Raw genomic sequence first — 23,807 nt, 5'->3', positions numbered from 1 at the left:
ATTGCGTCCTGAGGTCTCGGTTACTCGAATAGCTTTCTTCAAATGCCCCGGCCGGCCGGTGCGGCCAGGCTGGCATCCAGGTACTGCGTCATGGCGTGCCGCACCGGCTCTGGCAACGGTCTTGGCGCGATCTCGCCCGTGTCGACGCAGACAAGCCGCTGCGTCACTTCCAGTCGCAAGCCGCAGTCGGGGCCAATGAACCGCACCTGCACCGTGAAGCTCGATTGCCCCAGCTTCAGCACGCGCAGTTCACGCGTGAGCGATTCGCCCAGACGGCTGGGCGCGACGAAGCGGCAGCGCAGATCGGCGGTCGGTACGCCGGCATGCCCCGTACCGTGCATGGCACTGAAAGGCCAGCCGAGCGCGTCGGCAAACCAGTCTTCGATGAAGTCGTTAAGCATCTCGAAGTAGCGCGGATAGAACACGATGCCGGCAGCATCGCAATGGCCAAAGCGCACCAGCACGGTGTTGCGGAACACGTCGTTCATGGCTTGGCGGCCCCGGCCCCGCCGCCATTGCCCTGCTCCGCCAGCTGGCGCAGCCGGAAACGCTGCAGCTTGCCGGTTTCCGTGCGCGGCAAAGCCGGCACGAAGACGATGCGCCGCGGATATTTGTAAGGCGCGATCTGGCGCTTCACGTAGTCCTGCAGCGCAGCGCGCGTAGCGTCGCTGGCCTCCACGCCTTCGCGCAGCACGACGTAGGCCGTCACCACCTGGCCGCGCTCCGCGTCCGGCGCGCCGACCACGCCGCACTCCGCCACGTCCTTGTGCTGCATCAGCGTGCCTTCCACCTCGGGGCCGGCGATGTTATAGCCGGCGGAAATGATCATGTCGTCGGAACGGGCCTGGTAGAAGTAGTAGCCGTCCTCATCCATGTAGAACGTGTCGCCGGGCAGGTTCCATCCGGCCTTCACGTAGTTGGCCTGGCGCGGGTCGTCCAGGTAGCGGCAGCCCGTCGGGCCACGCACCGCCAGCTTGCCGACCGTGCCCGGAGGCACCGGCTGCATGTCCTCGTCGACGATCTGCGCGATGTAGCCCGGCACGACCTTGCCGATAGCGCCCGGCCTCACCTCGGCGCCCGCGCTCGAAATGAAGATGTGCATCATCTCCGTGCCGCCGATGCCATCGGTCATCTCGATGCCCGTGGCGGCCTTCCACGCCTGGCGCGTCGCATCGGGCAGCGCCTCGCCGGCCGACACGCTTTTCTTCAGGCTGCGCAGGTCGTAGCGCGACGCCAGCGCTGCCATCTGGCGATAGAAGGTCGGCGCGGTGCATACGATGGTCGCGCGGAAGTCCGCAATCAGTTCCAGCAGACCGTCGGGCGTGAGCTTCTCGGCCAGCACGGTGCTGGCGCCAATGCGCCACGGAAAGCACAGGATGCCACCCAGCCCGAACGTGAAGGCGATAGGCGGCGTGCCGCAGAAAATGTCATCCGGCTCAGGCCGCAGTACGTGGCGCGGGAACAGGTCGCACATCGCCAGCACGTCGCGGTGGAAGTGGACCGTGCCCTTGGGCTGGCCGGTCGTGCCGCTCGTGAAGGCGATCAGGCATACGTCGTCGGCTGCCGTGTCGCAGGCATTGAACGTGTCCGGCTTGCCGGCCATCGCGGCTTCCAGCGAACCCTCGCCTTCGCCGTTGAAGTACAGCGCCTGCGTCAGGCTCGGGCAGTGAAACTCGCCACCGGCTTGCCGGTTCGCCTCCAGGTCCTCGCGCAGCCGCACATCGCACAGCGCCGCGGTGACCTGTGCCTTGTCGATGATCTGCTTGAGCTCCTTCGCGCGCAGCAGCGGCATGGTGGGCACGGCGATCAGCCCCGCCTTGATGGTCCCCAGCCAGCTCGCCGCCATCATGACGTTGTTCGGTCCGCGCAGCAGCACGCGGTTGCCCGGCACCAGGCCCATGTCCTCGGTCAGCACATGGGCGATGCGGTTGCTCAGCGCCGCCAGTTGTGCGTAGGTGATGGTCTCGATGCCGCCATCGCGCCGGTGACGGATCGCTACGCGTCCGCCGTGGCCTTCGCGCACGTGCCGGTCAATCAGTTCCACGGCGCAGTTCAGGCGCTCGGGATAGTCCGTATCCGCGTTGAAGCGGAATTCCGGCCACGCCTGCGGCGGGGGCAGCCGGTCGCGGGCGAAGGTATCGAGATGGGCGGTGGTCGCCATGACTTGTCTCCTGTCTGCTGTGTCGCTGACTTGATGGGTGCCGTGCTCAGCCTGCCGCCGCAAGCGTTTCGCGCGCGATGATCAGCTTCTGCACTTCGGTGGCGCCTTCGTAGATGCGCAGCGAGCGGATCTCGCGATAGAGCCCTTCCACGCGCGTGCCAACCTTGACGCCGAGGCCGCCGAACATCTGCACCGCGCGGTCGATCACCTGCTGCGCGTTTTCCGTGGCCACCATCTTCGCCATGGCCGCCTCGCGCGTGGTGCGCACGCCCTTCACATCGCGCAGCCAGGCCGCGCGATAGGTCAGCAGCGCCGCCGCATCGATGTCAGTCGCCATGTCGCCGATAGCGGCTTGCGTGAGTTGCAGGTCCGCCAGCACGCCGCCGAACATCGGCCGTGCGCGAGCACGCGCAAGGGCTTCGTCGAGCGCGGCACGGCCAAAGCCGAGCGCGGCCGCCGCCACCGAGGCGCGGAAGATGTCCAGCGTCATCATCGCCACCTTGAAGCCCTGCCCAGGTTCGCCGAGGCGGTTGGCCACCGGCACGCGGCAGTTGTCGAAGCGCAGCGTGGCCAGCGGATGCGGCGCCATCACGTCGATGCGTTCGGCGATGCTCAGGCCCGGCGTGTCGGCATCGACCACGAAGGCGGAGATGCCTCGCGCGCCAGGCGCTTCGCCGGTGCGCACGAACACGCAGTAGAAATCGGCAATGCCGCCGTTGGAGATCCAGGTCTTGGCGCCATCGATCACATAGTGGCTGCCGTCAGCGTCCAGCCGCGCGCTGCACTGCATCGCCGCCACGTCGGAACCGGCGTCCGGCTCGGACAAGGCAAAGGCTGCAATGGCCTCGCCGCGCGCCACGCGCGGCAGGTAGCGTTCGCGGATCCCGGGGTTGCCGGCAAGCGAAATCGCGCCGGAACCCAGGCCCTGCATGGCGAAGGCAAAATCGGCGAGGCCATCATGGCGCGCCAGCGTTTCGCGCAGCAGGCACAGCGAACGCGAATCGAGCTTCGGCAAGGCGCCGCCATGCTCGGCCGGCACGCAGTAACGCAGCCAGCCGGCTTCACCGAGCTGGCGCACCAGTGCGCGGCAGGCCGCGTCGGTATCGCTGTGATCCACCTTCAGGCTGGCCGCGCACCACGCGTCCAGCTCGCGCTCCAGCACACGGTGCGAGTCGTCGAGCAGCGGCAGGTCTAGATAGGTCTTGTCGGACATCGGGAATCCCTTTGGTTCGCGCTTCAGTCGCTGTCAGTCGCCTTCGAACACAGGCTTGCCCTTGGCGACAAAGGCCTCGTAGGCACGTCGGAAGTCACGCGTCTGCATGCAGATGGCCTGCGCTTCGGCTTCCGCCTCGATCGCTTCATCGAGACCCATATTCCACTCCTGGTGCAGCAGCTTCTTGGTCACGCCGTGCGCGAAGGTCGGGCCCGCGGCAAGTTGCGCGGCGAGCGCGTGCGCCTCGGCCAGGACCTTGTCCGGCGCATGCAGCGCGTTGAAGAAGCCCCACTGCAAACCCTCCTCGGCCGTCATCACGCGGCCGGTGTAGAGCAGTTCGCTGGCGCGGCCCTGCCCGATCACGCGCGGCAGCAGCGAGCATGCGCCCATGTCGGCGCCGGCCAGGCCCACGCGCACGAACAGGAACGCGGTTTTGGCCTGTGCCGTCCCCACGCGCATGTCGGAGGCCAGCGCCATCATCGCGCCAGCGCCCGCGCAGATGCCGTCGATCGCGCTGATGACAGGCTGCGGGCAGGCACGCATGGCCTTGACGAGATCGCCGGTCATGCGCGTGAAATCGAGCAGTTCGGGCATGCTCATCTTCGTGAGCGGGCCGATGATCTCGTGCACGTCGCCACCGGAGCAGAAATTGCCGCCGGCGCCCGTGACCACCACGGTCTTGATATCGCTGGCATAGCACAGCGCGCGGAACAGGTCGCGCAACTCGGCGTAGGAGTCGAACGTCAGCGGGTTCTTGCGTTCCGGCCGATTCAGCGTGATGGTGGCCACCTTGCCGTCGCCCGAGACGGACCACAGGAAGTGTTTCGGCTTGTAGTCCGCGAAGCTGCGCTTGTGGTGGCGCATGTCGAGTGCAATATCGGTCATGTTCTCTCTCTGTCAGTTCGGTGGGCAACGCGATCCGCCGCCGTGTTCGCTGGCGCTGCCGCGCTTATCCGGTCATCACTTCCCCGCCCGCCACGGCGATCGCCTGTCCTGTGATCGCGCTGGCCGACGGGCGGCACAGCCATGCCACGGCGTCCGCCACTTCGTCGGGCTGCACCAGGCGGCGCTGCGGATTGCGCGCGGCCAGTTCGGCGCGTGCCTCGGCTTCGGTGCGGCCGGTCTTGTCGATGATATTGGCCACGGCATCGCGCACGATGTCGGTTTCCGTATAGCCGGGGCACACCGCGTTGACGGTCACGCCGCTGCGCGCCGTCTCCAGCGCCAGCGCGCGCGTCAGCCCGATCACGCCGTGCTTGGCCGCGCAATAGGCGCTGACGTAGCCGTAGCCGACCAGGCCCGCAGTGCTGGCGACGTTGACGATGCGCCCCCATCCGGCCGCCGTCATGGCGGGCAGCGCGGCCTGCGTGCACAGGAAGGTACCGGTCAGGTTGACGTCCATCATGCGCTGCCACAGCGCCAGGCTGGTCTTGCCGAACGGCGCGCTGTGCGCCTGGCCGGCGTTGTTCACGAGCACGCTGACCGGACCCGCCTTGGACTGCGCAACGGAGAACGCGGCGGTGACGCTGTCCGCATCGCTGATATCCGCCGGGACCGCTGTCAGTACAGCGCCATCGGCCAACAGCGCACGCAGTTCGTCCGCTGCACGTTCCAGTACCTGCACATCGCGGCCCACCAGCGTGACGCTGGCGCCTTCAACCAGCAGCCGGCGCGCAATCGCCGCGCCGATGCCGCGGCCGCCGCCGGTCACCAACGCGTGCCGCCCTTGCAGGGAATCGACTGCCATCGTCAATGCTCCACCACGCCGCGAGCCAGGGCCGCAGCGCGTTCCAGGTTGGTTTCGAGCTGGCGCTTGCCGGCTTCATACTGGCGCGGCCAGCTCACGTCGCGATAGCCAAGCTTGGCCGCTTCATGCAGCGTCCAGGCCGGATCGGCCAGGTGCGGGCGCGCCACGGCACACAGGTCGGCGCGGCCGGCCGCGATGATGCTGTCGACATGGTCGGCCTCGAAGATCGCGCCCACGGCGATGGTCGGAATATTCGCCTCGTTGCGGATGCGGTCGGCAAACGGCGTCTGGTACATGCGGCCGTACACCGGCGCCTGGTCGGGGCTGACCTGGCCGGACGAGCAATCGATCATGTCGGCGCCGGCCGCCTTGAAGGCCCGCGCGATCTCCACGGCATCGTCCGGCGTGATGCCGCCCTCGACCCAGTCGTGCGCGGAGATGCGCACCGACATGGGCTTGTCCTGCGGCCACACCGCACGCACCGCCGCGAACACTTCGAGCGGATAGCGCAGGCGGTTGGCGAGCGTGCCGCCATACGCGTCGGTGCGCTGGTTCGACAGCGGCGAGATGAACGCCGACAGCAGGTAGCCGTGGGCGCAGTGCAGTTCGAGCCAGTCGAAACCGGCGTCCGCGGCACGGCACGCGGCCCCGACGAAGTCATCGCGCACGCGGTCCATGTCGTCGCGCGTCATCTCGCGCGGCACCTGCGATTCGCCGGGCAGGTACGGGATCGGCGACGCCGACAGCAGCGGCCAGTTGTCCTGCGGCAGCGGATGATCCATGGCCTCCCAGCCGAGCTGCGTCGAACCCTTGCGCCCGGCATGGCCGAGCTGCATGGCGATGCGCGCATCGCTGTTGGCATGGACGAAATCGACGATGCGCTTCCAGGCATCGCGCTGCGCATCGTTCCACAAACCGGGGCAGCCCGGCGTGATGCGCGCATCGGGCGAGACGCAGGTCATCTCGGCCACCACCATGCCGGCGCCGCCGAGTGCGCGCGAGCCGAGATGCACCAAATGGAAATCGCCCGGCACGCCGTCCACGCTCGAATACATCGCCATCGGCGATACCACCACGCGATTCTTCAGCGTCACGCCGCGCACGCGGAAAGGCGTGAACATGGGCGGCACCGGCTTGTCTTCACGCAGGCGCAGCGTCTCGGCCGGCACGCCGGCCTGGGCTGCCAGCCAGTGCTCGAACTTCTGCACATAGCCAGCATCGCGCGCACGCAGGTTCTCGTGCGAGATGCGCTGCGAACGCGTCAGCAGCGAATAGGCGAACTGCTCGGGTTGCAGCGCCGCATAGCGCTCGACGTTCTCGAACCACTCGGTGGAATTGCGCGCGGCGTTCTGGATCTTCAGCACCTCGACGCTGCGGGTGGCCTCGTAGCGCTCCAGCGCCGCCGGCAAGGCATCGTGCGCGGACGGGCCGGCGCCGGCGATCTCCATGGCCAGGTCGATGGAATCTTCCAGCGCCAGCTTGGTGCCGGAGCCGATCGAGAAGTGCGCCGTATGCGCGGCATCGCCCATCAGCACCACCGGCACGCGGCGGCCGTCGGGCAGCGTATTCCAGTGCACCCAGCGCTTGCAGATCACGCGCGGGAAGCGAATCCAGTTCGCCGAGCCGCGCAGGTGGGTGGCGTTGCTGATCAGCTTGTTGCCATCGAGGTATCTGGCGAAGATTTTCTCGCAATATGCCACGCCCTCTTCCTGGCTCATCTGCTCGATGCCTGCAGCGCGCCAGACTTCCTCGGGCGTCTCCACGATGAACGTGGAGGTGTTGTCGTCGAAGCGGTACGCATGGGCCTGGAACCAGCCGTGCTCGGTCTTCTCGAAGGCAAAGGTAAAGGCGTCGAACAGCTTGTGCGTGCCGAGCCAGACAAAGCGGCACTGGCGCGTGTCGATATCGGGCTGGAAGGTTTCGGCGTAGCGCGTACGGATGCGGCTGTTCAGGCCGTCCGAGGCGATGACGAGGTCGGCCCGGTACTGCATGGCCAGCGCCTGGTCGTCGCTGACATCGGTCTCGAATACCAGCTTCACGCCAAGCGCTTCGCAGCGCGCCTGCAGGATATTGAGCAGCCGCTTGCGGCCGATGCCGATAAAGCCATGGCCGCCCGAACGGATGGTGCGGCCGCCAATGTGGATGTCGATGTCGTCCCAGTGGTTGAAGGCCTCGTTGATCTCGACGGCGCTGACCGGGTCGGCCTGCTTCAGGTTGTCCATGGTGGCGTCGGAGAACACCACGCCCCAGCCGAAGGTGTCGTAGGGGCGGTTGCGCTCCACCACCACGACTTCGTTGTCGGGGTCCTGCAGCTTCATCAACAGGCCGAAGTACAAGCCTGCCGGGCCGCCGCCAATACAAAGCACTCGCATCTGTCGCCTCCTGCCGGGCTGCCCGCCGCAGGCGGGAGCGCGCATCTAAATCATGTCTAAATATTTTATGCTTCAAATATTAGTCCGCATGCGCGACGTGTGCAAGCCGAATTTGCGATGTGCTCCGGCCGGCGCACATCGTGAGCTTCATCGGCCTCCGTGGCGTAGCCTCGGAGGCTGCGCTCAACCCTTCAGGGCGGACAGCAACTGTTCCAGCGCGGTGGGGTCCTCGATCGTGGTGAGATCGCCCGGATCACGCCCTTCCGCCACGGCCTGGATGGCGCGCCGCAGCAATTTGCCCGAGCGCGTCTTGGGCAGGACGTTGACGAAGAAGACGCGCGCGGGGCGCGCAACCGCGCCAAGCTGTTGCTCCACCGTCTTCATCAGTTCGCCCTCGAACGCGAGCCGCGCCTCGGGCGTCGCGGTGCGCGCGGCGTCACGGGCAATGCAGAAGCCCATCGCCACTTGCCCCTTGAGCGCGTCCTGCACGCCCACGACTGCGACCTCTGCCACGCCTGAGTGCGATGACAGGCTTTCCTCGATCTCGCGCGTGCCCAGCCGGTGCCCGGCTACGTTGATGACGTCGTCGGTACGGCCCAGGATGAACACGTAGCCATCCTTGTCGCGCACGCCCCAGTCGAAGGTCGAATAGCACAGTCGGTTCGGCACCGCAGACCAGTAAGTCCGCACGAAGCGTTCGTCGTCGCCCCACACGGTGCTCATGCAGCCAGGCGGCAACGGACCGTCGATGGCCACCACGCCCTTCTGCCCGGGGGCGCATTCTTCGCCTGTAGTCTCGTCCACGATGCGCAGGTCATAGCCATAGGCCGGCACGCCCGGGGAGCCGAGCTTGGGCGGCAGCACCGCGATGCCGCGCTGGATGGCGATGATCGGCCAGCCCGATTCCGTCTGCCAGTAGTTGTCGACCACCGGTTTGCCGATGCCATCCTGGATCCAGCGCGCGGTCGGCTCGTCGAGCGGCTCGCCGGCCAGGAACAGCAGCCGCAGGCTCGATAGATCGTATTTCGTCAGGAAGGCGGGGTCCTGCTTCTTCAGCACGCGGATTGCCGTGGGCGCGCTGAACATCAGGTTGACCTTGTACTTCTCGACCAGTCGCCAGAGGATGCCGCCGTCGGGGCGGATCGGCGTGCCCTCGTACATCAGCGTGGTCATGCCGGCCAGCAGCGGGCCATAGACGATGTAGCTGTGCCCGACAACCCAGCCGATGTCCGACGCCGTGAACATGGTGTCGCCAGCCTTGCCGCAGAAGATGTACTCCATCGAGGTCGCCAGCGCCACCGCGTAGCCGCCGGTGTCGCGCTGCACGCCCTTGGGCTTGCCGGTAGTCCCTGACGTGTAGAGCACGTAGGACGGCTCGGACGATTCCAGCCAGACGCATGGCACTTCGGTACCGGCCACGCGTTCACGCCAGGCCGCGTAGTCTTCGTCGCGGCCCGCGACGCGCGGCATGTCGGCGAGCTGGCGGTCGACCAGCAGCACCTTCTCGGGCTTGTGTCCGGATAGCCGGATGGCCTCGTCGAGCAGTGGCTTGTATGGCACCACCTTGCCGGCCCGCGAGCCGGCGTCGGCGCTGACGATCACACGCGGCTGCGCGTCGTCGATGCGGGCCGCCAGGCTGACCGAGGCAAAGCCGCCGAACACCACCGAATGGATCGCGCCGATGCGAGCGCACGCCAGCATGGCGAACGCCGCCTCCGGAATCATCGGCATGTAGATCAGCACGCGGTCGCCCTTGCGCACGCCCAGCCCCTGCAAGGTCGCTGCCATGCGGATGACTTCGTCGTGCAGCTGGGCGTAGGTAAAGGTGCGCTCCTGCTCGGTTTCGGTCGACACCCAGACCAGCGCCGGCTGTTGGGCGCGCGTGGCCAGGTGCCGGTCCACGGCGTTGTGGCACAGGTTCGTGCGCCCGCCGACGAACCAGCGCGTAAAGGGCGCGCGGCTGTTGTCCAGCACTTCTCCGAACGGGGTTTCCCAATCGATGCGCTGCGCCTGTTCGGCCCAGAACCCATCGGGGTCGGCCAGCGAACGGGCATGCACGGCATGGCTTGCCGTCATGGCAGGTCTCCTCCGCGTCGTGCGGATAGTTATCATCCTGCTAGTTTGCCACCGGCACGGCATCCTGTGCGCCCCCGGCAGGACGGGCATGCGCCACATCGCACAGCGACGCCCGGGCAACAAAAAACGGGGCGAGCCGCCGGCAACGCCCCGTTTTACCGTTCATGCCGCGTCTTAGCGGGTCTTGGCGGCCTTGGAACTGCCCTTGGACGACGCCTTCACCGTCGGTGCAGCCTTGGCCGCCGAAGCACGCGGCGCTCCCGAACTCTTGCCGGCTGCCTGCCGTGGCGCGGCTTCCACCGTCATGCGCTTGCGCGCTGTGGCCTTGCCCCGTGCAGGCGACGACACGTGCACCACTTCGGGCTTGTCGGCAGCCGGCTCCGCACGTGCGGCCCTGGCCGCCCCGCGGGCGCGGACCGGCACCATCAGCACAAGACTTTGTCCCGCCACCAGCTTGGTGCCGGACAGCTTGTTCCACGATTGCACCTGACCGGTCGACACGCCGTAGCGGTGTGCCACCGAGGTGACGGTATCCCGGCGGCCCGCGCGCACCACCACGCGGCGCGCATCGGGCAGGTCGGGCTCCATCGCCAGCATGGCGCTGTCGGCCAGCGTCGCGCTGATGTCCTGGTCGTGGGGACCCGAGCGCGGGATCATCACCGTCGAGCCGGCCTTCAGCCGCATGCCGCGCGGAATGCTGTTGATCTCGCGCAGCGTGTCCGGGTCAATGTTCAGGCGCGCCGCGAGCGCTTCCACGCGCTCTCGGTTGTCCACCGTCACCGCGGTCCAGCTCGACAAGCCGCCGCGATAGGTGTTCAGGTTGTACTGGAAGCGTTCGGCGTTATCGAACGGCAGCAGGATCTGCGGGTTCGAAGCGCCCAGGATGACCGGCTGGTTGAACGACGGGTTCAGCGCCTTGAATTCTTCCAGCGACATATTGGCCAGCTTGGCCGCGAGCTTGACGTCGATATCGCGGCTCGTGGTGACCGTGACGAAGTATGGATGGTCCGGGATCTCGGGCAACCGCACGCCGTAGGCCGCCGGATTGGCAATGATGTTCTTCACCGCCTGCAGCTTGGGCACGTAGTAGCGCGTCTCGTTGGGCATCGTAAGGCTGGCGTAGTCCGTCGGCAGGCCACGCGCCTGGTTGCGCGCGATCGCGCGCGACACCGCCCCTTCGCCCCAGTTGTACGCCGCCAGCGCGAGGTGCCAGTCGCCGAACATGTCATAGAGGCGCTGGAGATAATCGAGCGCCGCGTCGGTCGAGGCCAGCACATCGCGGCGCTCGTCCCGGAACATGTTCTGCTTCAGGTTGTAGGACTTGCCGGTGCTCGGGATGAACTGCCACATGCCCGCCGCCTTGGCGCTCGATTGCGCCTGCGGATTGAACGCGCTTTCGACGAACGGCAGCAACGCCAGCTCGGTCGGCATATTGCGCCGCTCCAGTTCCTCGACGATGTGATACAGGTAGCGGCTCGACCGGGCCACCATGCGCTCCATGTATTCCGGGCGTTGCGCGTACCACTGCGTGCGGTCATCCACCAGCGTGCCTTCCAGGTCCTGCATGGCGAAGCCCCGGCGGATGCGGTCCCAGATATCGGAGGACGGGCCGCGCAGCCAGTCCAGGCCGGGCTGATCAGGGTTGATCTTGACGGCGCCAGGCGCGACGGTCTTGTCGGCGCTGAGCGAGTTCAGCGGATCCTTGCCGCTGCGCGAGGAAGTCAAGGCGGTCGGGACGCCGGACGCATCGGCGCCGGGCGGTGTGGGCGTGCTGGCGCAGGCAGCCAGCAGCGCCACGCTTGCAAACACCGCCAGTAATCGACCAAATTTCATTAAATTCTCGAATTGTGACGCTAAAAGTTTGCGTGATGCTAAAAAAAACAGGCTTTCGCGTCAATGAGATTTTCCATTGGGCAAGGCTATGAAGCCGGCGCGAACCGCCTCGAGCCCTGTCGTGATGCTGTTCAGCGGAAATTGTCTTTCCAGCCCCGCAAGGCGCCAAAGGCCTCCGCATCGCCGGCTACGCTGCCTCCCTGCGCCTGCACGGCCGAACGCACCGCGGGCTCGCGCGAACGCAGGAACGGATTGACCTCGCGCTCCAGCGCAATGGTGGAGGGCACGGTCGGCTGGCCTTGCGCGCGCAAGGCCTCGACGCGCGCATCCCAGGCCGCCAGCGCCGCATTGCCGGGCTCGACCGCGCGCGCAAAGCGCACATTGCTGCGCGTGTATTCGTGCGCGCAGTAGACACGCGTTTCGCCCGGCAGCGAAGCCAGCTTGTCCAGCGACGACAGCATCTGCGCCGGGGTACCTTCGAACAGGCGGCCGCAGCCGGTGGCAAACAGGGTATCGCCGCAGAACACGACCGGGCCGGCGCCGGGCAACTCTCCGACATAGGCGACATGGCCTGCGGTATGGCCCGGCACATCGAGCACGCGCAGTTGCAGCGCGGGCGCCTGCAACGTCACCATGTCGCCTTCGCGCACGGCCTGCGTGCGCGCGCCGATACGCTCGCCTGCCGGCCCGATCACGGGCATCGGCTCGCCGTCGGGGGCAGCCGGGTGCGAGGCGAGCAACGCCGCCACGCCACCCTGGTGATCGCCATGGTGATGGGTGATTACAATAGCGCCCAGAGCCAGGCCTTTGTCCACGAGGAACCGCTCCACCGGCGCCGCCTCGCCGGGATCGACCACGGCGGCAGTGCGGCCGTCGTGGATGGCCCAGATATAGTTATCCTGAAATGCCGGGATCGGCTCCACCTTCAACATGCGTGTACTCCTATGGCTGACCGTCCGATTGTAAGCTGGGAAGACTGGCTGGCTTCGCCTCCCGGGCAATACATGCTCCGATGGGAGGCGCAGCAATACGACCGGATCGTGACGGATATCTTCGGCTATCACGCGGTCCAGATGGGCCTGCCCGTGATCGACACCCTGCGCGAAAACCGGATGCCGTTTTCGGCGCTCGCGCTCGATCCTGCCAGCGGCCCGCACGGGCCGCGCGCGGCGCATCCCGATGCGCGCCAGCTGCTGTGCCGGTTCGACGAGCTGCCATTCGATACGCAGAGCATAGACCTTGCCACCCTGCCCCACGTGCTCGAGTTCGCCGAGGACCCGCACGAAGTGCTGCGCGAGATCTCGCGCGTGCTGATGCCCGAGGGCCGCGTCGTGGTGACGTGCTTCAACCCGATGAGCCTGTGGGGCGCGCGCCAGGGCCTGAACCGCCTGGGCGCCATGCCGTTCCTGCCCACCGATGCGCAATCGATCGGCTTTGTGCGCATCAAGGACTGGCTCAAGCTGCTGGGCTTTGACATCATTCGCGGCCGCTTCGGCTGCTACTGCCCGCCATACCGCACCGACCGCTGGCTGCAGCGCGCCAATTTCATGGAAAAGGCCGGCGACCGCTGGTGGCCGATCTTTGGCGCCGTGTACATGATTTCCGCGGTCAAGCGCGTGCGCAATATCCGCCTGGTCGGCCCGGCCTGGAAGACCGCCAAGGCCGCCCTGACGCCGGTGGCCTCTCCGGTGGCGACCCCGACTGGCACACACGGCAAGACGCCCGGCGACGACTGCTGATCCCGGCGCGCACATCAACCCTGCGGCAGCCCTGGACGGGCTGCCCTGACGAACGACACATGCAAGAAGTTACGATTTATTCCGATGGCGCCTGCAAGGGCAATCCCGGCCGTGGCGGCTGGGGCGCTGTGCTGGTGGCCGGCACCAGCGAGAAAGAACTGTTTGGCGGCGAGCCCAACACCACCAACAACCGCATGGAGATGACCGCGGTCATCGAAGCGCTGCGCGCGCTCAAGCGCCCTTGCATCGTGCGCGTGTACACCGACTCGCAATACGTGCAGAAGGGCATCAGCGAATGGCTGCCCGGCTGGAAGGCGCGCGGCTGGAAAACCGCCGACAAGAAGCCGGTGAAGAACGCCGACCTGTGGCAGGTCCTCGATGATCTGGTGCAGCCGCACCAGATCAGCTGGCACTGGGTACGCGGACACAATGGCCACCCGGGCAACGAGCGCGCCGACGCGCTGGCCAATCGCGGCGTCGAATCGCTGAACGCCTGAGCCGGTCCGCCGCTCCGCTAGAATGCCCGCCATGCGACAAATCGTTCTCGACACCGAAACCACCGGCCTGAATGCCGCCAGCGGCGACCGCCTGATTGAAATCGGGTGTGTCGAACTGGTCAACCGGCGGCTCACGGGCCGCCACCTGCACTTCTACGTCAATCCCGAGCGCGATATCGACGAAGGCGCCGTGGCCGTCCACGGCATCACCATCGACTTCCTGGCCGACAAGCCGAAGTTCGCGGAGATCGTCAACGAGGTCCGCGACTTCGTGCAGGACGCCGAGCTGATCATCCACAACGCCCAGTTCGACCTTGGCTTCCTGGACATGGAGTTCCGCCTGCTGGGGCTGCCGCCGTTCCGGGGCCACGCCGCCAGCGTGATCGATACCCTGCTCGAAGCGCGCCAGATGTTCCCCGGCAAGCGCAATTCGCTCGATGCCCTGTGCGACCGGCTCGGCGTGAGCAACGCGCACCGCACACTGCACGGCGCCTTGCTCGATGCGGAGCTGCTGGCCGAGGTCTACCTGGCCATGACGCGCGGCCAGAACTCCCTGGTCATCGACATGCTGGACGGCACGGAATCCGCGGATGGCTCCGTCGCGGATTCGGACCTCTCGCACCTGGTCCTGCCCGTATTGCGCGCCAGCGAAGAAGAAACGACCGCGCATATCGGCGTGCTCAAGCAGCTGGACAAGGCGAGCGGCGGCAAGACCGTCTGGCAGGAAGCCGTTACGGCGTAAGTGCCCCGCCCCCCGCCTCAGAAAAAAACTGACGCAAGGGCTTTACAAGATACAAGAAGGTCTGCATAATCTCGTTTCTCAGCTGCACAACGAAAGTCAACGCGGTAGCGACGCAGCCTGGGGTGGTTAGCTCAGCGGTAGAGCACTGCCTTCACACGGCAGGGGTCACAGGTTCAATCCCTGTACCACCCACCAGATTCAGGAAAGCCAGCCTTGTGCTGGCTTTTTTCATTTCTGCTCTTCCCCTACCCGTTCTCCCGCAACACCCCCGTTCCGATTAAACGGCACCGTCTCATTCCGGCATGATCGCCGCGCCGATACGGTAGTCAGCTCCAACATCCAGCAGGAGCGGGTTCATGCCGCACGCTTCACCCCACCCTCTTTCCCAACCGCCCGCCATGCAAGCGGCATTTACCTGGTCTGGGCATTCCCCCGTGTCACCCGGATGGTTCGAAGTCCGCCCGGTACGCGTGCCGCGCGACGCCAGGCCCGTCTATGACGAAGACCTCGACTGCATCACCGGCTACCACCGTACCTTTGGCCGCACGGCCTTGACCTACGACCTGCTGGGCAGCTTCGTGGCGATCGACGAATCATTGGAAGCCAGTCCGGTTCGGCCCGCCCTGCCCCACCTCGCCGTTGGCGCCCTCTGGCAGCCAGCGGCCCAGGGCATGACGCGCGCCGGCTTCCATGCCGAAGGCGCCGCGCTCGATGCACGCACATGCGGCAAGCTGCGCGAGCGTTTCATCCGCCTGTCCCGCCTGCCGCTGCATTTCTCCATGGAGGCCTTGGCGGACATGCAGCAGGCCGAGTGCTTCGTGCCTTTGCATATCCTGAGGCTCGCGATCCGATGCGGCTGCCGTGATGCGCCGGAGAGCGGCGACGAAGCCACCGTTCGCTATACCGCCGGCATCACGCGCCGGCGCGAGCCCGCGCTGCTGGAGCTGGTGGTCCGGCTCGGCGACCGGGTCATCCTGCGCATCCGCCAGTGGCCGGTCGGCGCGCGCTGGTGACCGTCGCCGAGAATACCGTCGCGCAGTTGCCACCATTGCGCCGGCAGAGTGCAGCAAGCCCCACAATGCCCTACCGCATCCGTCGGGGTCCATCGCGATGATGACGACATCTGCTACGCTGCGCCTGGTTCCGTACAAAAGGGCGGGGTCGTCAATCCATATCCCTGGGACCGGAAACGGGTCAGTGCGCAGAAGAACGAACACATCATGCGTCACTCAATAAAACTGCGGATGGCGGTGGCAACCGCCATGGTGGTTACGTTGATCATCGTGCTGCGGGCCCTCGCTTCGCAGTACTACGCTTACGACGGCCTGAAGGCGCTGCAGCAGAGCCATCAGGACGTCATGGTCAGGCTGGTCGCGGAGGAGCTCGACGAGAAGTTCGAGAACCGGGCCACCATCCTGCGCCACATGGCCCACCAGTTCGCGCCTGCGCTGGGCAATCGCCCCGCCGAACTCAAGCGCATCGCCAGGCAGATGCCCGACCTGTCAGTCATGTTCAACGCCGTGTTCGTGGCTGGCCCTACCGGCGATTTGATTTTCAGTACAGCGGTGCCGGACGGCGTACACATGAACCTGGGCGACCGCGACTATTTCCGCGCGATCGCCAACGGCGCCCCGCTGGCGGCGTCCGACTTGCTGCAGGGCAAACTGACCAAGGCGCCCGGCGTGGTACTGGCCGTTCCGCTGCGCGGGCCTGAAGGCGAGTTGCGCGCGGTGGTCGGCGGCGTCATCAACCTGTCGCTGAACAATTTCCTGCAGGAACTGGCGCGCAGCCCGGTTGGTATCACCGGCACCTTCTGCCTGGTTTCCGCCGGTCCCAAGCCGCGCTACGCCATGCATCGGGATGCGGCGAAACTGCTGACCCCGGCCAGGGCCGTCGGCGAGAACTGCGGCGCCGAGCAGCCCGAAACGTTCTGGGAGCCCATCCGCCCGCGCCAGCCGGTCATTGCGCGCTATCTGCTGGAATCCAATGGCTGGGAACTGGTGGCAGTGCTGCCGGCCACCGAGGCCTACGCCCCGCTGATCGAGGCGCGCCGCCGCGTGCTTGCCATCGCCGCGGCGTCGCTCGCGGTCGCAGCCGCGTTGATGTGGCTGGTGATGGTGTGGCTGCTCGCGCCGCTGCAGCGGCTGCACCGCGCGGTGCGCCGCGTCGCCGCCAACCCCGCGGCCGCCTCGGAACTGCCGGTCGGCCGCGACGACGAGATCGGCGAACTGTCCGCGACGTTCGCCGATGTCATGCACCAGCTTTCCGAGCGTGAAGCGGCATTAAAGGCTGCCAAGGACCACGCCGCCGAGAGCGAGAAGCGCATCGAGGCGATTGCCAACCATGTGCCGGACTTTGTCTCGTTCGTCGACATGAACGAGCGCTTTGTTTTCGTCAACCAGGCCTATGCGCGCCATTTCGGGCTGCCGGCGCAGCAAATCATCGGCCTGTCGCTGCGCGAGCTGTGGGGCACCCAGGCCTACCTGGCCTCGCGCCCGTACCTGGAGCAGGCCTTTGCCGGCAAGGCGGTGAAGTTCACGCGCGAAAGTCCGGACGGATCGGAATGCATGCAGGTCACCTGCCAGCCGGCCTGGAACGACGCGCAAGACACCATCCACGGGCTGCACCTGTTCGCGCGCAATGTCACGAGCGAGCGCCAGAAGCTGCGCAGCCTGGAAGCGCAGACCATCTCCGACCACCTGACCGGCCTGCTCAACCGCAAGGGCTTCGACCGGCGTTTTGCCGAAGCGCTGGCACGCGCCGACACCGGCGGGCGGGCGGCAGCGCTGCTGCTTGTCGACCTGGATGACTTCAAGGCCGTCAACGATGGCTACGGGCACGCCATCGGCGACCGTCTCCTGATTGCATTTGCCCAGAGCCTGACCGGCAGCGTGCGTAAGGAGGACGCCGTCGCCCGCATTGGCGGTGACGAATTCGCGGTGATCCTGGAGAACGTCAACGATATCCGCGCGGTCGAGCGAATCGCCAACGCCATCGTGCAGACGGCGCTGGCACCGCTCGTCATCGATGGGCAGGCGCATGCCGCCACCGTCAGCGTCGGCTCTGCCATTCACCGGCCCGGACAAGGCATGTCCGTCAGCGAACTGTTCATGCGGGCCGACATGGCGCTTTATGAAGCCAAGCGCCACGGCAAGGCGCGCTATGCGGCCCCGCTGGCTGACACGCCCGCGTAGCGAAGGTCCGCCGGGGCCTGCCAAGTGCCCGCAGACCCCGCTACAAGCCATCAGCGCACGCGCCCTTCCTTCCACGCTTGCAGCAGCTTGTCGTAGGCGATGGTCTCGCCCTTCGGCTTCTCGTTGTCGAGCTTCTTCCACGGCGCGTGCTCGCCGGACAGCCACTTCGACGGCTCGCTCCTGGTGTTGAGCTTGGGCGCGCAATGGCTCATGCCCGCGCGCTGCAGGCGGCCCATGACCTGGTCCATCTCTTCGGCCAGGTTGTCCATGGCGGCTTGCGGCGTCTTCTCGCCCGTCACCGCCGTGGCCACGTTCTTCCACCAGAGCTGCGCGAGCTTCGGATAGTCGGGCACGTTGGTGCCGGTCGGCGTCCACGCCACGCGCGCCGGGCTGCGGTAGAACTCGATCAGCCCGCCGTACCTGGCCGCGTTCTGGGTCAGGTAGTCGTGATGGATGTCACTGTCGCGGATGAACGTCAGGCCGACCAGCGACTTCTTCAGCGACACCGTCTTGGCCGTCACGAACTGCGCATAGAGCCATGCCGCGGCCAGCCGGTTGGGATCGGTGTTCTTGAAGAAGGTCCACGAACCCACGTCCTGGTAGCCGTTCTGCATGCCCTGCTTCCAGTACGGACCATACGGCGACGGCGCCATGCGCCATTTCGGCGAGCCGTCGGCATTCACGACGGGCAGGCCCTTCTTGGTCATGTCGGCGGTAAAGGCCGTGTACCAGAACACCTGCTGCGCGACCTGCCCCTGCGCCGGCACCGGGCCCGCTTCCGAGAAAGTCATGCCCATGGCCTGCGGCGGCGCGAACTTCTTCATCCAGTCGATGTACTTGGTCAGTGCATAGACCGCCGCCGGGCTGTTGGTCGCGCCGCCGCGCGACACCGACGCGCCCACCGGCGTGCACTTATCCTCGGCCACGCGGATGCCCCACTCATCGACCGGCATGCCGTTCGGCAGGCCCTTGTCGGCCGTGCCCGCCATGGACAGCCACGCGTCGGTAAAGCGCCAGCCGAGCGACGGGTCCTTCTTGCCGTAGTCCATGTGCCCGTACACCTTCTTGCCGTCCAACTCCTTCACATCGTTGGTAAAGAAGTTGGCAATGTCCTCGTACGCGGACCAGTTGGTCGGCACGCCCAGGTCATAGCCGTACTTGGCCTTGAACTTGTCCTGCAGGTCCTTGCGCGCGAACCAGTCGGCGCGGAACCAGTACAGGTTGGCGAACTGCTGGTCGGGCAACTGGTACAGCTTGCCGTCCGGCGCGGTGGTGAACTTGGTGCCGATGAAGTCCTTCACGTCCAGGCCGGGATTGGTCCATTCCTTGCCGGCGCCGGCCATATAGTCCGACAGCGGCAGGATGGCGCCGTAGCGGTAGTGGGTGCCGATCAGGTCGGAATCGGAGATCCATCCGTCGTAGATGGACTTGCCCGACTGCATCGAAGTCTGCAGCTTCTCGACCACGTCCCCTTCCTGGATGATGTCGTGGTTCACCTTGATGCCGGTGATTTCCTCGAACGCCCTGGCCAGCGTCTTGGACTCGTACTCGTGCGTGGTGATGGTTTCCGACACCACGTTGATCTGCGTGACGCCCTTGGCCTTGAGCTTGGCGGCCGCATCGATGAACCACTTCATCTCGGCCTGCTGCTTGTCCTTGGACAGCGACGATGGCTGGAACTCGCTGTCGATCCACTTCTTCGCCTCGGCCTCGCCAGCCCGGGCGTGGCCGCATGCCAGCGCGGCCGCGCAGGCTAGGACCGTCATTCCTGACTTCACGTGCACGTTCATCGGTGTCTCCTCGAAAGTCCCCTCCCCGTTTGCTGTCCGAGCGCGGCCCCGGGGAAGGGTCAAGCCGCATGTCCCACGAATCGTGATGCGGGCCGGCCCTCAGCCCTTGCGCATGACCAGCAGCAGCGCTAGCATCGACAGCCCGAAGCTGATCCAGATGGAGGGTTCCTCGGCCAGCGAAAACCACTGCATCATGCTTTCGCCAAGTCCCACCCACGCCAGGTTGATCCATGCGGCGCACATGAGGCCGATAAACAGGCGGTCGCCGCGCGTGGTGGCAATCGGCAGGAAGCCCTTGCGCAGTACCGCCGGCGAGCGGACCTCCCATGCCGTCATGGCCAACAGCATGACGACGATACAGGCAAAGAACACGGCCACCGGCGTGGTCCAGACCATCCAGCTCAGCATGGCGATCTCCTCATGGATCGGTGGCTAGACGCGGCCCATCGCGAAGCCCTTCGCGATGTAGTGGCGCACGAACCAGATCACGATGCCGCCCGGCACGATGGTCAGCACGCCGGCCGCGGCCAGCACGCCCCAGTCCATGCCCGACGCCGATACCGTGCGCGTCATGGTGGCCACGATCGGCTTGGCGTTGACCGAGGTCAGCGTGCGCGCCAGCAACAGTTCCACCCAGCTGAACATGAAGCAGAAGAACGCGGCCACGCCCACGCCGGCCTTGATCAGCGGCAGGAAGATGGTCAGGAAGAAGCGCGGGAACGAATAGCCGTCCACGTAGGCGGTCTCGTCGATCTCGCGCGGCACGCCCGACATGAAGCCCTCCAGGATCCACACTGCCAGCGGCACGTTGAAGACCAGGTGCGCGAGCGCCACGCCAAGGTGCGTGTCCATCAGCCCGATGGTGCTGTAGAGCTGGAAGAACGGCAGCAGGAACACCGCCGGCGGCGTCATGCGGTTGGTCAGCAACCAGAAGAAGACATGCTTGTCGCCGATGAACTGGTAGCGCGAAAACGCGTACGCCGCGGGCAGCGCGACCGTGATCGCGATCACGGTGTTCATGGCGACGTAGATCAGCGAATTGATATAGCCCGAGTACCACGAGGCATCGGTGAAGATGGTCCGGTAATGCTCCAGCGTGAATTGCGCGGGCCACAGCGACAGCGTGGAGAGGATCTCCTCGTTGGTCTTGAACGACATGTTCACCATCCAGTAGATCGGCAGGATGGCGAACAGCAGGTAAAGCAGCAGGAACGTGGTGCGCCACGCCGTGGCGCGGTGGCGGGTATCAGCCATGGGGCATGTCCTCGCTGCCGGCGGTGCCCGCGCGCTGCATCCAGTTATAGAGGATGAAGCACATGAGCAGGATGATCAGGAAATAGACGATCGAGAAGGCCGCGGCCGGGCCCAGGTCGAACTGGCCGACCGCTTTCTGCGTCAGGTACTGCGACAGGAACGTGGTGGCGTTGCCCGGGCCGCCGCCGGTCAGCACGAACGGCTCGGTGTAGATCATGAAGCTGTCCATGAAGCGCAGCAGCACGGCAATCATCAGCACGCCGCGCAGCTTCGGCAGCTGGATGTAGCGGAACACGGCGAAGCGGCTCGCGCCGTCGATCTGCGCGGCCTGGTAGTAGGCGTCGGGGATGGCGCGCAACCCGGCATAGCAGAGCAGCGCCACCAGCGGGGTCCAGTGCCAGACATCCATGACCAGCACCGTCATCCAGGCATCGAAGGCGCTGCCGGTGTAGTTGTAGTCAAACCCCATGGCATCGAGCGCGGCGCCGAGCAGGCCGATGTCGGTGCGCCCGAAGATCTGCCAGATCGTGCCCACCACGTTCCATGGGATCAGCAGCGACAGCGCGATGATGACCAACACGGCCGATGCTTTCCAGCCCTTCGCGGGCATCGACAGCGCCAGCAGGATGCCCAGCGGGATCTCCACCGCCAGCACCGCCAGCGAGAAACCAAGCTGGCGCAGCAGCGCATCATGCAGTTCGCCATCGCGCAGCACGGTGCGGAACCACTCCGTGCCCACGAACACGCGCCGCTCGGGGGAGATGATGTCCTGCACCGAGTAGTTGACGATCGTCATCAGCGGCAGGATGGCCGAGAACGCCACGCACAGCACCACCGGCAACACCAGCAGCCACGCTTTCTGGTTGATCGGCTTCATGGCTGGCTCCATGGCACCAGCACTTCATTCACGTAGTAGCAGGTGTGAGGATTAAAGACGGACAGCCACGCCGTATCGCCGGGCCGCAGCGCCGCGGCTTCCGGCCCGAGGCGCGCGCGCAGCGTGCCAACCTGCCCGCCCGCTTCCTGCACGGAGCCGGTCACCAGCCAGTAGGTGCCGATGTCCTGCGCGCGTTCCACGCGCACCGGCACCGCCTGTGTATCGGCGTTGCCGGCCAGTCGCAGGTACTCGGGCCGCACGCCGACGCGGAAACTGCCGGCGTCCTGCAACGCGCCGGCCACCGCCTCGGGCAAGGCCGGCATATAGCGGCGCCCCGCCATGTCGACAGCACCGTCGCGCCAGTTCGCCGGCAGGAAGTTCATGCCCGGCGAACCGATGAAGTGCCCGACAAAGGTATGCGCGGGCCGCTCGAACAGCGCGTCGGCGGGCCCGACCTGCACGGCCTTGCCGCGCGACATCACCACCACCTGGTCGGCAAAGGTCAGCGCCTCGGTCTGGTCATGGGTCACGTAGATCAGCGTCAGCCGGAACTCGTGATGGATCTCCTTGAGCTTGCGCCGCAACTGCCATTTGAGCTGCGGATCGATCACCGTCAGCGGCTCGTCGAACAGGATCGCCGACACGTCCTGCCGCACCAGTCCGCGGCCCAGGGAGATCTTCTGCTTGGCGTCGGCCGCCAGCCCGCTCGCGCGCCGGTCCAGCGAGCCCGACAAGTCCAGCATCTCCGCCACGCGCCCTACCCGTTCGCGCACCTGCGCGGGCGACACGCCGCGGTTGCGCAGCGGGAAGGCCAGGTTCTCGCCGACGGTCATGGTGTCGTAGATCACCGGGAACTGGAACACCTGCGCGATATTGCGCGCCTGCGGCGAGTCGGCGGTCACATCGCGGCCGTCGAACACGATGCGGCCCTGCGACGGGCGCAACAGGCCCGATATGCAGTTCAGCAAGGTCGTCTTGCCGCAGCCGGACGGCCCCAGCAGCGCGTAGGCCCCGCCGTCCTCGAAGCTGAACCGGAGTGGCAGCAGCGCGTAGTCCTCGTCGGATTGCGGGTTGGCGACGTAGGCATGGGCGAGGTCCAGGTCGATACGCGCCATGTCAGCCCCTTGCTGCCGCACCGGGTGGCAGGACGTCGGCCGCCAGGCCCTCAGGCCGCCTCGGCGCACAGAGGCGCCGGCCCTCCTCATCGAACACGTAGAGTTGCTCCGGTACGAGATGCAGCATCAGGGGCGCGCCCAGCCGCAGGTCGAATACGCCGGCGAACTGCGCGACCAGGTTGCCCACGGGCGTGTCGGCGTGCACGAACGTATCGGAGCCGGACAGCTCCGCCAGCGCCACGCGGCCCGGCACCGGAACCGATCCCGGCAAACCTTCCAGGCGCAGCGCCGCCGCGCGCACGCCGACGGTAACGGGGCCGCCGTAACGGCCGGCTTCGGGCACGGGCACCGAGATGTCGTCCGACAGCGTGACCCAGCCGCCCTGCAGCGTGCCTTCGACCAGGTTCATGGGCGGGTCGCTGAAGGCGCGCGCCACGCGCAGTGAATCGGGATAGTGGAAGACGTCCGGCGTCGGGCCGTACTGCAGCAGTTCGCCGGCATCGAGCACGGCGGTGTAACCGCCGAGCAGCAGTGCCTCGGCAGGCTCGGTGGTGGCGTAGACCACGGTGGCATCGCCCTGTGCGAACAGATGGGTCAGTTCTTCGCGCAGTTCCTCGCGCAGCTTGTAGTCCAAGTTGACGAGCGGCTCGTCCAGCAGCATCAGCGGCGCGCCCTTGGCCAGCGCGCGCGCCAGCGCCACGCGCTGCTGCTGGCCACCCGACAGTTCGGACGGGTAGCGGTCAAGCAGATGATCGATATGGAGCCGGGCAGCCAGCGACCGCACGCGCGCGGCGATGTCATGGCGATCCGCCTGCCGCCGCAGCCGCAACGGCGACGCGATGTTGTCGAACACCCGCAGCGACGGATAGTTGATGAACTGCTGGTACACCATCGAGACATTGCGCTCGCGCACCGGCACGCCGGTCATGTCGGCGCCATCCACCAGTACGCGGCCCGCGCTGGGCCGGTCCAGGCCGGCCATGACGCGCATCAGCGAAGTCTTGCCGGCCTGCGTGGCGCCAAGCAGCACCGTCACTGCGCCCGCAGCGGGCGACAGCGACATCGGATACAGGCAGACTTCCGAGCCCGCCTGCTGCGCAATGCCCTCGAGACTCAGCTGCATCCGAGCTCCATGTTCGAAATGCCCTTTGCATCATAGGAATTCGCGCGCCGCACGCGCACGGGACTTGGCCTTAT

General features: G+C 66.5%; 20 protein-coding genes and 1 tRNA gene. 6 read left to right on the top strand and 15 right to left on the bottom strand.

All coding sequences use genetic code 11. The features are described 5' to 3' along the window. Window positions 1-38 precede the first annotated feature (38 nt). From AC3FKH_RS22915 to gloB, 9 genes are all read right to left on the bottom strand, one after another. Entirely contained in the window at window positions 39-488 is a 450-nt protein-coding gene (locus AC3FKH_RS22915; protein WP_488678063.1) for an acyl-CoA thioesterase, read from the bottom strand. Beyond that, window positions 485-2,161 (bottom strand): AMP-binding protein, encoded by a 1,677-nt coding sequence (locus AC3FKH_RS22910; RefSeq protein ID WP_488678062.1) that lies wholly within the window; start codon window positions 2,159-2,161, stop codon window positions 485-487. Before AC3FKH_RS22910 ends, AC3FKH_RS22915 begins: the two co-directional genes overlap by 4 nt. A 46-nt stretch (window positions 2,162-2,207) precedes the next feature. After that, window positions 2,208-3,374 carry an acyl-CoA dehydrogenase family protein gene (locus AC3FKH_RS22905; protein WP_488678061.1) on the bottom strand — a complete coding sequence of 389 codons (1,167 nt, stop codon included), beginning with the start codon at window positions 3,372-3,374 and terminating at the stop codon, window positions 2,208-2,210. Between the two features lie 33 nt (window positions 3,375-3,407). Further along, the gene (locus tag AC3FKH_RS22900) at window positions 3,408-4,259 is read right to left on the bottom strand and encodes an enoyl-CoA hydratase family protein (protein ID WP_488678060.1); all 852 of its coding nucleotides are present in this window, start codon (window positions 4,257-4,259) and stop codon (window positions 3,408-3,410) included. Window positions 4,260-4,323: 64 nt separating this feature from the next. Next, window positions 4,324-5,121, bottom strand: coding sequence for an SDR family NAD(P)-dependent oxidoreductase (locus AC3FKH_RS22895; protein WP_488678058.1), 798 nt, complete (start codon window positions 5,119-5,121; stop codon window positions 4,324-4,326). A 2-nt stretch (window positions 5,122-5,123) separates the two neighbouring features. Next, on the bottom strand, window positions 5,124-7,493 hold the full coding sequence (locus AC3FKH_RS22890) for a bifunctional salicylyl-CoA 5-hydroxylase/oxidoreductase (protein WP_488678056.1): 2,370 nt from the start codon (window positions 7,491-7,493) through the stop codon (window positions 5,124-5,126). A gap of 183 nt (window positions 7,494-7,676) precedes the next feature. Continuing rightward, window positions 7,677-9,569 carry a propionate--CoA ligase gene (locus AC3FKH_RS22885; protein WP_488678054.1) on the bottom strand — a complete coding sequence of 631 codons (1,893 nt, stop codon included), beginning with the start codon at window positions 9,567-9,569 and terminating at the stop codon, window positions 7,677-7,679. A gap of 174 nt (window positions 9,570-9,743) precedes the next feature. Then, on the bottom strand, window positions 9,744-11,402 hold the full coding sequence (locus AC3FKH_RS22880) for a transglycosylase SLT domain-containing protein (protein WP_488678052.1): 1,659 nt from the start codon (window positions 11,400-11,402) through the stop codon (window positions 9,744-9,746). Between the two features lie 131 nt (window positions 11,403-11,533). After that, complete coding sequence (gene gloB / locus AC3FKH_RS22875; protein WP_488678050.1) at window positions 11,534-12,334, bottom strand: hydroxyacylglutathione hydrolase; 801 nt, start codon at window positions 12,332-12,334, stop codon at window positions 11,534-11,536. Between the two features lie 12 nt (window positions 12,335-12,346). On the opposite strand from gloB, the gene AC3FKH_RS22870 reads away from it, so the two are divergent. From AC3FKH_RS22870 to AC3FKH_RS22845, 6 genes are all read left to right on the top strand, one after another. Beyond that, window positions 12,347-13,141, top strand: a complete 795-nt coding sequence (locus tag AC3FKH_RS22870; protein WP_483731699.1) for a class I SAM-dependent methyltransferase — start codon at window positions 12,347-12,349, stop codon at window positions 13,139-13,141. 59 nt (window positions 13,142-13,200) lie between these two features. After that, on the top strand, window positions 13,201-13,638 hold the full coding sequence (gene rnhA / locus AC3FKH_RS22865; RefSeq protein ID WP_488678049.1) for a ribonuclease HI: 438 nt from the start codon (window positions 13,201-13,203) through the stop codon (window positions 13,636-13,638). Between the two features lie 31 nt (window positions 13,639-13,669). Next, window positions 13,670-14,380, top strand: a complete 711-nt coding sequence (gene dnaQ, locus AC3FKH_RS22860; protein ID WP_488678047.1) for a DNA polymerase III subunit epsilon — start codon at window positions 13,670-13,672, stop codon at window positions 14,378-14,380. A 120-nt stretch (window positions 14,381-14,500) separates the two neighbouring features. Then, window positions 14,501-14,575 (top strand) — tRNA-Val (locus AC3FKH_RS22855). Between the two features lie 239 nt (window positions 14,576-14,814). Next, entirely contained in the window at window positions 14,815-15,393 is a 579-nt protein-coding gene (locus AC3FKH_RS22850; RefSeq protein WP_488678046.1) for a hypothetical protein, read from the top strand. Between the two features lie 207 nt (window positions 15,394-15,600). Continuing rightward, complete coding sequence (locus AC3FKH_RS22845; RefSeq protein ID WP_488678045.1) at window positions 15,601-17,574, top strand: sensor domain-containing diguanylate cyclase; 1,974 nt, start codon at window positions 15,601-15,603, stop codon at window positions 17,572-17,574. A gap of 50 nt (window positions 17,575-17,624) precedes the next feature. Here AC3FKH_RS22845 and AC3FKH_RS22840 read toward each other — a convergent pair whose 3' ends face one another. The 6 genes from AC3FKH_RS22840 to AC3FKH_RS22815 all read right to left on the bottom strand — a co-directional run bounded on the left by AC3FKH_RS22840 (window position 17,625) and on the right by AC3FKH_RS22815 (window position 23,733). After that, complete coding sequence (locus AC3FKH_RS22840) at window positions 17,625-19,340, bottom strand: ABC transporter substrate-binding protein (protein ID WP_488678143.1); 1,716 nt, start codon at window positions 19,338-19,340, stop codon at window positions 17,625-17,627. A 123-nt stretch (window positions 19,341-19,463) separates the two neighbouring features. Further along, window positions 19,464-19,772: a DUF2160 domain-containing protein gene (locus AC3FKH_RS22835; protein WP_488678044.1), complete on the bottom strand. Its 309-nt coding sequence runs from the start codon at window positions 19,770-19,772 to the stop codon at window positions 19,464-19,466. A 24-nt stretch (window positions 19,773-19,796) separates the two neighbouring features. Next, complete coding sequence (locus tag AC3FKH_RS22830; protein WP_488678043.1) at window positions 19,797-20,618, bottom strand: carbohydrate ABC transporter permease; 822 nt, start codon at window positions 20,616-20,618, stop codon at window positions 19,797-19,799. Next, window positions 20,611-21,495, bottom strand: a complete 885-nt coding sequence (locus AC3FKH_RS22825; protein ID WP_488678041.1) for a carbohydrate ABC transporter permease — start codon at window positions 21,493-21,495, stop codon at window positions 20,611-20,613. Before AC3FKH_RS22825 ends, AC3FKH_RS22830 begins: the two co-directional genes overlap by 8 nt. Further along, complete coding sequence (locus AC3FKH_RS22820; RefSeq protein ID WP_488678040.1) at window positions 21,492-22,610, bottom strand: ABC transporter ATP-binding protein; 1,119 nt, start codon at window positions 22,608-22,610, stop codon at window positions 21,492-21,494. The genes AC3FKH_RS22825 and AC3FKH_RS22820 overlap by 4 nt, the downstream gene beginning before the upstream one ends. A gap of 1 nt (window position 22,611) precedes the next feature. After that, the gene (locus tag AC3FKH_RS22815) at window positions 22,612-23,733 is read right to left on the bottom strand and encodes an ABC transporter ATP-binding protein (protein WP_488678039.1); all 1,122 of its coding nucleotides are present in this window, start codon (window positions 23,731-23,733) and stop codon (window positions 22,612-22,614) included. Window positions 23,734-23,807: the final 74 nt, after the last annotated feature.

Source organism: Cupriavidus sp. 21MJTG02-4 (genome assembly GCF_057798975.1).
The sequence above is the reverse complement of the archived record's forward strand: the minus strand, read 5'-3'. Positions and strand labels throughout refer to the sequence as shown.

Coding starts and splice junctions, on each gene's coding strand:
- AC3FKH_RS22915 (WP_488678063.1), bottom strand. CDS start 488: ATGAACGACGTGTTCCGCAACACCGTGCTGGTGCGCTTTGGCCATTGC.
- AC3FKH_RS22910 (WP_488678062.1), bottom strand. CDS start 2,161: ATGGCGACCACCGCCCATCTCGATACCTTCGCCCGCGACCGGCTGCCC.
- AC3FKH_RS22905 (WP_488678061.1), bottom strand. CDS start 3,374: ATGTCCGACAAGACCTATCTAGACCTGCCGCTGCTCGACGACTCGCAC.
- AC3FKH_RS22900 (WP_488678060.1), bottom strand. CDS start 4,259: ATGACCGATATTGCACTCGACATGCGCCACCACAAGCGCAGCTTCGCG.
- AC3FKH_RS22895 (WP_488678058.1), bottom strand. CDS start 5,121: ATGGCAGTCGATTCCCTGCAAGGGCGGCACGCGTTGGTGACCGGCGGC.
- AC3FKH_RS22890 (WP_488678056.1), bottom strand. CDS start 7,493: ATGCGAGTGCTTTGTATTGGCGGCGGCCCGGCAGGCTTGTACTTCGGC.
- AC3FKH_RS22885 (WP_488678054.1), bottom strand. CDS start 9,569: ATGACGGCAAGCCATGCCGTGCATGCCCGTTCGCTGGCCGACCCCGAT.
- AC3FKH_RS22880 (WP_488678052.1), bottom strand. CDS start 11,402: ATGAAATTTGGTCGATTACTGGCGGTGTTTGCAAGCGTGGCGCTGCTG.
- gloB (WP_488678050.1), bottom strand. CDS start 12,334: ATGTTGAAGGTGGAGCCGATCCCGGCATTTCAGGATAACTATATCTGG.
- AC3FKH_RS22870 (WP_483731699.1), top strand. CDS start 12,347: ATGGCTGACCGTCCGATTGTAAGCTGGGAAGACTGGCTGGCTTCGCCT.
- rnhA (WP_488678049.1), top strand. CDS start 13,201: ATGCAAGAAGTTACGATTTATTCCGATGGCGCCTGCAAGGGCAATCCC.
- dnaQ (WP_488678047.1), top strand. CDS start 13,670: ATGCGACAAATCGTTCTCGACACCGAAACCACCGGCCTGAATGCCGCC.
- AC3FKH_RS22845 (WP_488678045.1), top strand. CDS start 15,601: ATGCGTCACTCAATAAAACTGCGGATGGCGGTGGCAACCGCCATGGTG.
- AC3FKH_RS22840 (WP_488678143.1), bottom strand. CDS start 19,340: ATGACGGTCCTAGCCTGCGCGGCCGCGCTGGCATGCGGCCACGCCCGG.
- AC3FKH_RS22835 (WP_488678044.1), bottom strand. CDS start 19,772: ATGCTGAGCTGGATGGTCTGGACCACGCCGGTGGCCGTGTTCTTTGCC.
- AC3FKH_RS22830 (WP_488678043.1), bottom strand. CDS start 20,618: ATGGCTGATACCCGCCACCGCGCCACGGCGTGGCGCACCACGTTCCTG.
- AC3FKH_RS22825 (WP_488678041.1), bottom strand. CDS start 21,495: ATGAAGCCGATCAACCAGAAAGCGTGGCTGCTGGTGTTGCCGGTGGTG.
- AC3FKH_RS22820 (WP_488678040.1), bottom strand. CDS start 22,610: ATGGCGCGTATCGACCTGGACCTCGCCCATGCCTACGTCGCCAACCCG.
- AC3FKH_RS22815 (WP_488678039.1), bottom strand. CDS start 23,733: ATGCAGCTGAGTCTCGAGGGCATTGCGCAGCAGGCGGGCTCGGAAGTC.